Genomic DNA, 10,939 nt, shown 5'->3' on the forward strand with positions numbered 1-10,939 from the left:
CGACCTGACGCACTGCGCGCAGCGCATCGGCAAGCCGGGCACGGCGCCGGTGGTGCGCATCAGCGTGGAGCGCGAAACCCTGGCCGAGTGGTCGTGGCAGGAACTGTTCGAAAGCTGGTGGTCGGTGACGCACGCCATCCAGGCCGGGCGCGACGACCCCGCCGGCGCCGACGCCGAGCGCGACGCCAAGCTCGACTTCGCCGACCCGGGCCTGTCCCCCAGCCTGACGTTCGATCCCGCCCAGGACATCGCCGCGCCGTGGATCCTCACCGGCGTGCGCCCCCGGGTGGCGATCCTGCGCGAGCAGGGCGTCAACGGCCAGGTGGAAATGGCGGCGGCGTTCGACCGCGCCGGCTTCACGGCGGTGGACGTGCACATGTCCGACCTCATCGCCGGCCGCACGTCGCTTGATTCGTTCAAGGGCCTGGCCGCCTGCGGCGGCTTCAGCTATGGCGACGTGCTGGGCGCCGGCCGCGGCTGGGCCACGTCCATCCTCGAGCGGCCGGACCTGCGCGAACAGTTCGCGCGCTTCTTCGAGCGCAGCGACAGCTTCAGCCTGGGCGTCTGCAACGGCTGCCAGATGCTGGCCCAGCTCAAGGGCCTGGTGCCGGGTGCCGAGCACTGGCCGCGCTTCCTGCGCAACCGCAGCGAACAGTACGAAGCGCGCCTGTCCCAGGTGCAGGTGCAGGAATCGCCGTCGGTGCTGCTGCGCGGCATGGCCGGATCGCGGCTGCCGGTGGTGGTGGCACACGGCGAAGGCTTCGCAAGTTTCGACGCGCCCGCGCACGCCGCCCAGGCCCAGGTGGCGCTGCGCTTCGTGGACGCCCAGGGCCTGCCGGTGGAGGCCTATCCGGCCAATCCCAACGGGTCGCCCGAAGGCATCACCGGCCTCACCAGCCGCGACGGTCGCGCCACGCTGATGATGCCGCACCCCGAGCGGGTGTTCCGCACGCTGCAGATGAGCTGGCACCCGGCGCAGTGGGGCGAAGATTCGCCGTGGCTGCGCGTGTTCCGCAACGCCCGCGAGTGGGTTGCCTGATCCCCGGCCGGGGCGACGGTTCGCCGCCTCGGCTGGTTCACCGCCGCTTTCGGGCTCAGTCCACCATCAGCGCGGGCGGCGTCAGCCCGGGAATCTGGCTGCAGGCCATGATCCCGGGGAACCACAGCGGGAATTCGCCGATCTCCGCGCGCAGCGTGCGCTGCGCCGGACTTTCCTCCGCCTGGCCAACTTCGCGGAACACCGCCACGATGCCGCCCGAGGTCGCGTCGGGCCGCTGGTAGCTCACGGCCACCGAACCGTCTGCGCGCAGGAACTGCCAGTGGCCGGGTTTGGACTCGTCCCGGGTCAGGCCGGCCTCGGCGGCGATCTCCTCCAGCGCGGCCTGCAGCTTGGGCCCCATGGGCTGTTCGGCGGTGGCGGCCAGGCACGGGGCCGCCTCGACGCGTTCAGGTGCACGGCAGCCCGAGGCCAGGACGCAAAGCAGGGCGGCAGTGGCTAGGCGGGAAACTGGCATGGCGTGGCCCGTGCATGGATGAGCGGCCATTTAACCGCAAACGGCCGCCCGCTGCCGCGCGCGAGGCGCGCAAGCGGGCCGTATTCCGCCCGCCCGCCCCGCGCTGCGCTCAGCTGAAGTCGGCGTCCAGCACGATCCGATAGCGGGCCTTGCCGGCGCGCAGGTGGTCCAGCGCCTCGTTCACGCGGCTCATCGGGAAGTGCTCGGTCTGCGGCGCCACGCCGTGCCGCGCCGCGAAGCCCAGCATCGAATCGATCGCGCCACGCGAACCGGTGGGCGAACCCGACACCGACTTCTGGCCCATGATCAGAGAGAACGCCGGCACCGGGATCGGCTCGAGCACGGCGCCCACCACGTGCAGCTTTCCGCCCGGCGCCAGCGCGGCCAGCAGGCCGTCCCAGTCCAGCGACGCATTCACGGTGTCGATGATCAGGTCGAACTGCCCGGCCAGCGCGGCCAGCGCTGCGGCGTCGCCGGTGGCGACCACCCGGTGCGCACCGAAGGCGCGGGCCTCCTCGGCCTTGGACTGGCTGGACGTGAACGCGGTGACTTCGCAGCCCCAGGCCCGGCAGAACTTCAGCGCCATGTGGCCCAGGCCGCCGATGCCCACCACGCCCACCCGGGCGGTCGGCGAGATATTGAGCTCGCGCAGCGGCGCGAACACGGTGATGCCGCCGCACATCAGCGGGCCGCTTTCGCGCGGATCCAGCCCTTCGGGCAGCGGCATCACCCACACCCAGTGCGCGCGCACGCGCTCGGCGAACGCGCCGTGGCGGCCGGCCAGGGTCGGCTGGAGCGTGCGGCACAGGTGATGGTTGCCGGCCAGGCACGGATCGCAGTGCAGGCAGCTGCGGGCGTTCCAGCCCAGGCCCACGCGCTGGCCCAGGCTGACGCCCTTGGCCTGCGGACCCATGGCCACCACGCGGCCGATGGCCTCATGGCCGGGCACGAACGGGTACTGGGTGAATCCCCATTCGTTGTCGAGCATCGACAGGTCCGAGTGGCAGATGCCGCAATGGTCGACCGCGATCTCGACGTCTTCGGGGCCCAGGGCACCCGGGTCGAAATCGAAGGCTTCCAGGGCGGCACCGGCTTTGGGCGCGGCCCAGGCACGAATCTTGGTCATGGCAGTTTCCTTTGCAAGCGTTTGATTGGCAGGCCGCCACGATACGCCCCCCGGCGTGAGGGGCGCGCCGAAGTGCCGCGACCTGCTAAATTCCGGCTCTGTCCTGCGTGGAGCCGCTGTGGCCTCGGTCATGAACGAAGCAATGGAAAGCGACGACAGCCGCATTGCCGCGGCCCTGTCGGCCCGCGGCCGCCTGAAGGAAGCCGACCTGTCGCGCGCCCAGCGCCTGCAGGCCGAGGCCGGCGGATCGCTGTCGGGCCTGCTGGTGCGGCTGGGCATGGTCTCCGAGCGCGACATGGCCGACACCGCGGCCGAAGTGCTGGGCCTGCCGCTGATGGCGGCCAAGGACTGCCCCGACGCCCCGCCGCCCGGCGTCCAGCTGTCGCTGCGCTTCCTCAAGCAGCTGGCCGTCTGTCCGGTGGGCGAGGGCGCGGATTTCGTCGAGCTGCTGGTCGCTGATCCGCAGGACCCGTACGCCGCCGACGCCGTGGCGCTGGCCACCGGCCGCGAGGTGCGCGTGCGCGTGGGGCTGCGGGCCGAGATCGCCGACCTCATCGAGCGTTACTACGGCTCGGGCCGCTCGGCCATGGGCACCATCGTCGAGAACCTCGGCGACGAGGCCAGTGGCGACGAAGCCGACGTCGAGCAGCTGCGCGACCTCGCGTCCGAAGCGCCGGTCATCCGCCTGGTGAACCTGGTCATCCAGCGCGCCGTGGAACTGCGCGCCTCCGACATCCACATCGAACCCTTCGAAAACCGACTGAAGGTGCGCTACCGCGTGGACGGCGTGCTGGAGGAATCCGAATCCCCTCCCGCCAACCTCACCGCGGCGGTGATCTCGCGCATCAAGATCATGGCCAAGCTCAACATCGCCGAGCGCCGGCTGCCGCAGGACGGCCGCATCATGGTGCGAGTGCAGGGCAAGGAACTCGACCTGCGCGTGAGCACCGTGCCCACCGCGCACGGCGAAAGCGTGGTGATGCGCCTGCTGGACCGTGAATCGGTGGTGCTGGACTTCAAGGCGCTGGGCTTCACCGACGAATTCCTGTCCGATTTCGTCAAGGTGCTGCAGCAGCCGCACGGCATCCTGCTGGTCACCGGCCCCACGGGTTCGGGCAAGACCACCACGCTGTACGCGGCGCTGAGCACGCTGAACACGCCCGACGTGAAGATCATCACCGTCGAAGACCCGGTGGAATACCAGATCGAGGGCATCAACCAGATCCAGGCCAAGCCGCAGATCGGCCTGGATTTCGCCCATGCGCTGCGCAGCATCGTGCGCCAGGACCCTGACATCATCATGATCGGCGAAATGCGCGACCTTGAAACGTCGCGCATCGCCATCCAGTCCGCGCTCACCGGCCACCTGGTGCTCAGCACGCGGCACACCAACAACGCCGCCGGCGGCATCACCCGCATGATGGACATGGGCGTGGAGGACTACCTGCTCACGTCCACCGTGAACGGCATCCTGGCCCAGCGCCTGGTGCGCCGCATCGAACCCACGCACGCCGAGCGCTACGAAGCGCTGCCCGAAGTGGTGGAGGAATTCGGCCTGCGCCGCTTCCAGCCCGAGGGCACGATCTATCTCTACCGTCCGAAGCCGTCCGCGCTCACGCCCACCGGCTACCTGGGCCGCACCACCATCATGGAATTCCTGGTGATGAACGACGGCCTGCGCCGCCTGGTGATGAAGCACGCCGGCATGGGCGAACTGGAAGACGCCGCGCGCGCGTCGGGCATGCGCACCATGTACGAAGACGGCCTGGTCAAGGCCATGCAGGGCCTGACCACCATCGAGGAAGTCCTGCGCGTCACCCAGGAAGCCTAGGGCGATGGCGACGTTCCGCTACAAGGCGCTGTCGGCAGCCGGCGAAGCGCTTGACGGCCAGATGGAGGCCGCCAGCGCCGACGAGGTCATTTCGCGCCTGCAGGACCAGGGCCATCTGCCGGTGGAGGCGCGCCGCGCCGACCAGGCCGGGGGCGAGGGACTGGGGGCACTGCTCAAGCGCAAGGAGTTCGGCAGCGAACAGGTGCTGCAGTTCACCCAGCAGCTGGCCACGCTGCTGGGCGCGGGCCAGCCCCTGGACCGGGCGCTGGGCATCCTGCTCGAATTGCCCGACACGCCCGAGGCCCGCCGCGTGGTGGAGCGCGTGCGCGAATCGGTGCGCAGCGGCACGCCGCTGTCCACCGCGCTCGAACAGCAGCACGGCACGTTCTCGCGCCTTTACGTGAACCTGGTGCGCGCGGGCGAGGCCGGCGGCAACCTGCACGAAAGCCTGCGCCGGCTGGCCGAGTACCTCGAACGCAGCGCGCAGCTGCGCAGCCGCGTCATCAACGCGCTGATCTATCCGGTGATCCTGGTGGTGCTGGTGCTGGCGTCGGTGACGTTCCTGCTGGCCTTCGTGGTGCCGCAGTTCCAGGCCCTGTTTGAAAGCATGAACGCCGAACTGCCCTGGTATTCCACCCTGGTGCTGCAGGTCAGCCTGCTGGTGCGCGACGGGTGGTGGCTGGTGTTGATGGGGACGGTGGCCGTGGCCGCCTGGCTGGCCTCGCGCATGAACAACCCGTCTGCGCGCCGCGCCATCGACGCGCGCGTGCTGGCGTGGAAATTCCCCGGCGACCTGGTTGCCAAGCTCGACACCGCGCGGCTGGCGCGCACGCTGGGTACGCTGGTGCGCAACGGCGTTCCGCTGCTGACGGCGCTGAACCTTTCCCGGCCCGTGCTGTCCAACCGGGTGCTGGCCGAAGCCCTCGAGGCCGTCACCGAGGACGTCAAGACCGGCAGCGGGCTGGGCTACGCAATGGCGCGGCAGAAGTGTTTCCCGCGCCTGGCGGTGCACATGATCCAGGTCGGCGAGGAGTCGGGTGAGCTCGACGCCATGCTGCTCAAGACCGCCGATACGTTCGACCAGGAAACCGCCAACGCGCTCGACCGCCTGCTGGCCGCCCTGGTGCCCGCGCTCACCGTCATGATGACCCTGGTGGTGGGAGCGATCATGATTTCCGTGCTGCTTCCCATCTACGACCTCACCAACTCCCTATAGGCCCTGCCCATGCGACGCATTCCCACTTCCCGCCAACGCAGCCACGGTTTGAGCCTGATCGAACTGATGATCGTGATCGTGCTCATCGGCACCGTGCTCGCCCTGATCACCAACCGCGTGATGGGTGGCCAGGACCGCGCCAACGTGAAAATCACCGAGACCCAGCTGATCACGCTGGCCGGCAAGATCGACCAGTACCGCATGGACACCGGCGACCTGCCCGAATCGCTCGACCAGCTGGTGACCTCCCCGGGCATTCCCAGCTGGCTGGGGCCGTATGCCACCGCCGTGGAGCTCAAGGATCCCTGGGGTGGCGCCATCGACTACCGCCGTCCCGGCCAGTCGGGGCCGTTCGAACTGGTGAGCCTGGGCGCCGACCGGGCGGCCGGCGGCGACAGCGTCAACGCAGACATCCGCAAGCCCTGAACCCGGCTGCCGGCCGCCACTGACTTTCATGAAACGCCAGCGCGGTTTTTCCCTGGTCGAGCTGATCGTGGTGATGGTGCTCATCGCCGTGGTGGCGGGCATGGGTGCGGCGGCCATCAGCGGCGGCCTGCCCGGGCAGAAGCTGCGTGGCGCGGCGCGCGAAATGGCGGTGGAGCTGCGTTTCGCCCGCGCCCAGGCCATTGCCACCGGCCGTGAACAGGTGTTCGAGATCAACGTGGTCGACAAGCGCTGGTCCGCCGCCGGCAAGCGCGAAGGCAAGCTGCCCGCGGAGTTGGACATCGTCGCCACCACCGCCCGCGAGGAACAGCCCGCGCGCGAAGTGGCGGTGATTCGTTTCTTTCCAGACGGGGCGTCCACCGGTGGCCGCGTCGTGATCAAGCGCGGCGACGCCGCCTGGCGCATCGACGTGGGCTGGCTTACCGGCGAAGTCACGCTCAGCCGCGGCGAGGGCCTGCCGTGAAGCGCCAGCGCGGCTTCAGCCTGCTCGAGGTCATCCTGGCCTTCACCCTGCTGGCGGTGGCGCTGGGCATCCTGATGGCCATCCTGGGCGGTGGCCTCACCCAGGTGCGCGGCGCGGCCGACGCCAGCGTGGCCACGCTGCACGCGCAGTCGCTGCTGGACGAAGTGGGAGTGCTGGAGGCGATCGAACCCGGCCGCCGCGCCGGCGACTTCGAGAACGGCCGCTACCGCTGGGAAATGGACATCACCGAGACCGAAGATCCGGCGCCCGCCGGCATTTCCGATCCCAACGCCGCTCCCATCGAAACGGTCGGCCTGCAGCTGCCTTCGGCGCCGCTGCTTTATCGCGTGCAGCTGGACATGTCGTGGGGCAGGGACGACCTGGAGCGCAGTATCCGCTTCGTCACGCTGCGCGCGCGCACGCCGCCGTCGCCGCTGGAGCCGCTGCCGTGACGCGCCTGCGCGGTTTCAGCCTGGTGGAAGTGATGTTGGCCACGGCGCTGCTGGCCACCGGCATCGGCCTGGCGTTCGCCACGTTTGCCAACGCCACCCAGGCCACCGAACGCGCCGAGGCGTTGGCCCAGCGCAACGAACGCCTGCGCGCGGTGCAGTCTTTCCTTCGCCGCCAGGTCGAAGGCGCGCTGCCGCTGCCGTACGAGTTCACCGAGGCCACCGGCGAAGCCACCGTGTTCGAGTGCGACGGCCAGACCCTGCGCCTGGTGGCGTCCATGCCCGGCTACCTGTCGCGCGGTGGTCCCCATGTGCAGACGTTTTCCCTGGTGCGCGGCGAAGGCGGCCTGCGCCTGGAGTTCACCCACCAGCTGTTGACGCCCGACGGGCCGCTGGAGGCGGAGCGCAAGCCCGAGGTGCTGATCGACGGCATCGCCGAGGGCACGTTCGAAGTGCGCACCCTGGACGACGACGGCAAGCCCGGCAACTGGAGCGACGACTGGCGGCAGATCGACCAGTTCCCGCGCCTGGTGCGCCTGCAGCTGCGCATGCGCGACGAGCGTGCGCAGTGGCCCGAGCTGGTGACGGCGCCCCGCCTGGTGCAGACGCCGCTGCCGTCCCCGCGCGGCCTGGACCAGCCATGAAGCGGCCGGCACGCGGCGCGGCCCTGCTGCTGGTGCTCTGGCTGCTGCTGCTGATGGCGGGGCTGGTGGCGGTGTTCGCCCTGACGTCGCGCACCGAGGCGCTGCAGGGCAGCGCGCTGCGAACCCAGGTGGCCAGCCGGCACGCCGCCGAGGCCGGCATCGAACTGGCCGCGCTGCGCCTGTCGGGCACTGATCCGGCCAAGCTGTGGATTCCCGATGCGCGCCCCTATCCGTTCGACTTCGAGGGTTACCGGGTGGAGGTGCGCATCCAGGACGAGGCTGGCAAGGTCGACCTCAACGCGTCCGACGCGGCCCTGCTGACCGCGCTGATGGTCGGGCTGGGCGTGGAGCTGGACAAGGCACGCAACCTCGCCGCGGTGATCCAGGACTGGCGTGATCCCGACGAACTGCTGTCGATCGAAGGGGGCGCCGAGGACCGCGACTACGCGGCCGCAGGCCTGCCCTACGGCGCCAAGGACCAGCCTTTCACCACGATTTCCGAACTGCAGCAGCTGCTGGGCATGGACCGGGAAACCTATCTGCTGCTGGCGCCGCACGTCACCGTGTTCACGGCGCGGCCGCTGCCCGAGGCCGGGCTGGCGCAGATGGCCGTGCTGCAGGCCATGGGCCTGGCGCCCGACCAGGCGGCCCAACTGCTGGCGGCGCGCCAGGCCTGGCAGCCGGGGCTGCCGGTGCCGCTGATGCCCGACGGCACGCCTATCGCCGTGGTCGGGTCGGGAACGTATAGTGTCGCCAGCCGCGCCAGCCGTCCCGACGGCAACGGCGTGGAAGTGATCGCCGCGCTGAGAATCGGTGCCGGCCTGGGCTTCGGCCAACTTTATGCGCCGCTGTCCTGGCGGACGGGAGAACCTGACTGATGCCCGCCGCCGACCGCCTTTCGAGCCTGCTCGACCCCATTGCGCTGCGGCTGGCCCGCACGTCGCTGCCGGCGCGTTCGCGCGACGCGGTGGCGGCACTGCTGTCGCTGCTGCCGGGCCGTCTGCGCACCTGGGTGGAGGGCGACGACCAGCGCCTGTTCCTGCTGCGCCAGGGCGACAGCGTGGCGCTGGTGGCCGCGGGCCGCCGTGCGGACGCTGCGCTGGGCACGCTGCCGCTGGACGATGCCGGCGTGCTCGACGAGGCCCGTGAACGCCTGGACGGCAGCGCCGTGCCGCGCTGGCTGCTGCTGCCGGTGTCGCAGGTGCTTCGGCGCAGGCTGTCGCTGCCCTTCGCCGCGGAGGCCAGGCTGCGCGAAGTGCTGGCGTTCGAGCTTGATCGCCAGACGCCGTTTTCGGCCGACCAGGTGAGCTACCACGGCCGGGTGCTGGCGCGTGACCCGGCCACCCAGCAGTTGGACGTGGAGCTGCTGGTGCTGCCGCGCACCCGGCTTGACGCGGAAGTGCAGGCGCTGGGAACGCTGGGCGCCAACCTGGCCGGCGTGGACGTGCTGGATGCCAACGGCCTTCGGCTGGGCGTGAACCTGCTGCCCGAATCGCGCCGCGAACGCGGCCAGGATCCGGTTCGCCGCCTGAACCTGACGCTGGCGGCGGTGGCGGTCGTGGCGCTGATGGCCACGCTGCTGTTGACGCTGGCCAACCGCCGCGAAGTGCGCGACGACTTCCGCGCGAAAGTTGAAGTGGCCACGGCGCAGGCGCGCGAGGCGCGTGCGCTGCGCAACCAGCTGCAGGCGTCGGCGCAGGCGGCGAACTTCCTCGCCGCCACGCGCGCCAGCCGGCCCACCATGCTCGAAGTGCTTGATGACCTGACCCGGCGCATTCCCGACGACACCACGCTGGACAAGCTGGCCATCAACGACGACAGCCTGGTGATGGTGGGCCACAGCAGCGCCGCGCCGGCGCTGGTGGCGCTGCTGCAGGCGTCGCCGCTGCTGGTTGAGCCGGCCCTGTCGGGTGCGGTGCAGGCCGACCCGCGCACCGGACGCGACCGGTTCACCCTGGCCGCACGCATCGCCGTGAAGCCCAGCGCGGAGGCCGCCAATGCGCCCCGTCCCTGAGCGTGCCCGCACCCTTGCCCTGGCGGCGGCGGTGGTTGCCGTGGCCTACCTGGTGCTGCTGCACTGGTGGTGGACGGCGCCAATGCTGGCCATGGGCGACGAAATCGCCACCCTGCGCGACCAGGAGCTGACGCTGCGCATGGAGATCGCCCAGCGGCCTGAGCTCGAGCGCGAGCTGGCGCGCGTGCGCGAGTTCGAGGCCGGCAATCCCGGCTTCCTGCCCGAAACCAACAAGCAGCTGGCCACGGCGGCGCTGGTGCAGCGGCTGGAGTCGGTGGTCGCGGCCGCCAGCCCGCAGCCCGGCCGCTGCCAGATCACGGCGCGCACCCCGTCCGAGGCGCGCACGCAGGACCCGTTCACCCGTGCCACGGTGCAGGTGCGGCTGCGCTGCGGCGTGGCTGAACTGGGCGCGGTGCTGCATGCGCTGGAAAGCGACAGCCCGCAGCTGTTCGTCGACAACCTCGACCTGATCTCGCGCTCGAGCTACCTGGGCTCCAGCACGGACAGCGCCGGCGTCGAAGTGGGCTTCGACCTGTACGGATACCTGAGCACGCCCTCGGAGGTGCCGCGTGGTTAGCGCCCTTCGTCCCGCCGGTGCCCTGCTGGCCGCGGTCGCCGCGTGGGCACTGTGCCTGGCGGTGCTTGCCGTGCTGGGGCTGGGCGGCCGGGTAGGGCCGCATCCCGCCGACGGCGCGCTGATGCCGGCGCTGCCCGTGGTGACCCTGGACGCCGTGGGTTCGCGCCTGGGCCCGGCCAGCGACTACCTGGAAGTGGGCAACCGGCCGCTGTTCGGCCGCGACCGGCGCCCGGCGCCGATGAGCGCCCCCAGCGGCGACCGCGCGGCGCCGCTGGACGTCAACCTGACCAGCGTGCTGATCACGGCCGGGTTGAAGCTGGCCATCGTGCAGAACACCGCCGATGGCGCCAGCCGCCGCGTGCGCCTGGGCGACGTGCTGGAGGGCACCGCCTGGCGCCTGGTGCAGCTGGAGCCGCGGCGCGCGGTGTTCGAGGGACCCGAAGGCCAGCGTGAGCTTGCGCTGCGCGTTTTCGACGGGGCCGGCGGCCAGTCGCCCACGCCCATGGCCGGCTCCGGCGTGGGCGGCCCGCTGCCCGTCCCCGCGGGCGCCCCCGCCCCCCACCAGCCAGACGTCGCGCCCCGCGCGCCCCCCGCCCCCCCCACACCCCGCCCCCGCGCAGCGCAGGTGACGCCGGCGGTGGCGCCCGGGCCCCCCCCCCCA

13 protein-coding genes are annotated in these 10,939 nt (G+C 71.1%); 11 read left to right on the forward strand and 2 right to left on the reverse strand.

Annotated features, from left to right (window positions below):
* On the forward strand, nt 1–1,039 hold a 1,039-nt coding region (locus tag K0M70_RS11765), incomplete at its 5' end, for a phosphoribosylformylglycinamidine synthase subunit PurQ (RefSeq protein WP_290782134.1).
* A gap of 55 nt (nt 1,040–1,094) precedes the next feature.
* On the opposite strand, the gene K0M70_RS11770 is transcribed toward K0M70_RS11765, so the two are convergent.
* Nucleotides 1,095–1,514, reverse strand: a complete 420-nt coding sequence (locus tag K0M70_RS11770) for a hypothetical protein (protein ID WP_290782136.1) — start codon at nt 1,512–1,514, stop codon at nt 1,095–1,097.
* Nucleotides 1,515–1,623: 109 nt separating this feature from the next.
* On the reverse strand, nt 1,624–2,640 hold the full coding sequence (locus K0M70_RS11775) for an NAD(P)-dependent alcohol dehydrogenase (RefSeq protein WP_290782138.1): 1,017 nt from the start codon (nt 2,638–2,640) through the stop codon (nt 1,624–1,626).
* A 130-nt stretch (nt 2,641–2,770) separates the two neighbouring features.
* Between K0M70_RS11775 and gspE the strand changes: the two genes are divergently transcribed.
* From gspE to K0M70_RS11825, 10 genes are all read left to right on the forward strand, one after another.
* On the forward strand, nt 2,771–4,471 hold the full coding sequence (gene gspE / locus K0M70_RS11780) for a type II secretion system ATPase GspE (protein ID WP_290782141.1): 1,701 nt from the start codon (nt 2,771–2,773) through the stop codon (nt 4,469–4,471).
* Between the two features lie 4 nt (nt 4,472–4,475).
* Nucleotides 4,476–5,687: a type II secretion system F family protein gene (locus tag K0M70_RS11785; protein WP_290782143.1), complete on the forward strand. Its 1,212-nt coding sequence runs from the start codon at nt 4,476–4,478 to the stop codon at nt 5,685–5,687.
* Nucleotides 5,688–5,696: 9 nt separating this feature from the next.
* Nucleotides 5,697–6,113, forward strand: coding sequence for a type II secretion system major pseudopilin GspG (gene gspG / locus K0M70_RS11790; protein WP_290782146.1), 417 nt, complete (start codon nt 5,697–5,699; stop codon nt 6,111–6,113).
* A gap of 28 nt (nt 6,114–6,141) precedes the next feature.
* Nucleotides 6,142–6,594, forward strand: coding sequence for a GspH/FimT family pseudopilin (locus K0M70_RS11795; protein WP_290782148.1), 453 nt, complete (start codon nt 6,142–6,144; stop codon nt 6,592–6,594).
* Complete coding sequence (locus K0M70_RS11800; RefSeq protein ID WP_290782151.1) at nt 6,591–7,046, forward strand: type II secretion system protein; 456 nt, start codon at nt 6,591–6,593, stop codon at nt 7,044–7,046. Before K0M70_RS11795 ends, K0M70_RS11800 begins: the two co-directional genes overlap by 4 nt.
* Complete coding sequence (locus K0M70_RS11805) at nt 7,043–7,687, forward strand: prepilin-type N-terminal cleavage/methylation domain-containing protein (RefSeq protein WP_290782153.1); 645 nt, start codon at nt 7,043–7,045, stop codon at nt 7,685–7,687. The genes K0M70_RS11800 and K0M70_RS11805 overlap by 4 nt, the downstream gene beginning before the upstream one ends.
* A complete protein-coding gene (locus K0M70_RS11810; RefSeq protein WP_290782156.1) occupies nt 7,684–8,565 on the forward strand; it encodes a type II secretion system protein GspK in 882 nt (293 codons plus the stop codon). The genes K0M70_RS11805 and K0M70_RS11810 overlap by 4 nt, the downstream gene beginning before the upstream one ends.
* A complete protein-coding gene (locus tag K0M70_RS11815; protein ID WP_290782158.1) occupies nt 8,565–9,701 on the forward strand; it encodes a PilN domain-containing protein in 1,137 nt (378 codons plus the stop codon). The genes K0M70_RS11810 and K0M70_RS11815 overlap by 1 nt, the downstream gene beginning before the upstream one ends.
* Nucleotides 9,685–10,278: a type II secretion system protein GspM gene (gspM, locus tag K0M70_RS11820; RefSeq protein ID WP_290782161.1), complete on the forward strand. Its 594-nt coding sequence runs from the start codon at nt 9,685–9,687 to the stop codon at nt 10,276–10,278. Before K0M70_RS11815 ends, gspM begins: the two co-directional genes overlap by 17 nt.
* On the forward strand, nt 10,271–10,939 hold a 669-nt coding region (locus K0M70_RS11825), incomplete at its 3' end, for a general secretion pathway protein GspN (RefSeq protein WP_290782164.1). The genes gspM and K0M70_RS11825, both read left to right, overlap by 8 nt.

The sequence above is a fragment of the Arenimonas sp. genome, from assembly GCF_019459675.1.
Classification (GTDB): domain Bacteria; phylum Pseudomonadota; class Gammaproteobacteria; order Xanthomonadales; family Xanthomonadaceae; genus Arenimonas.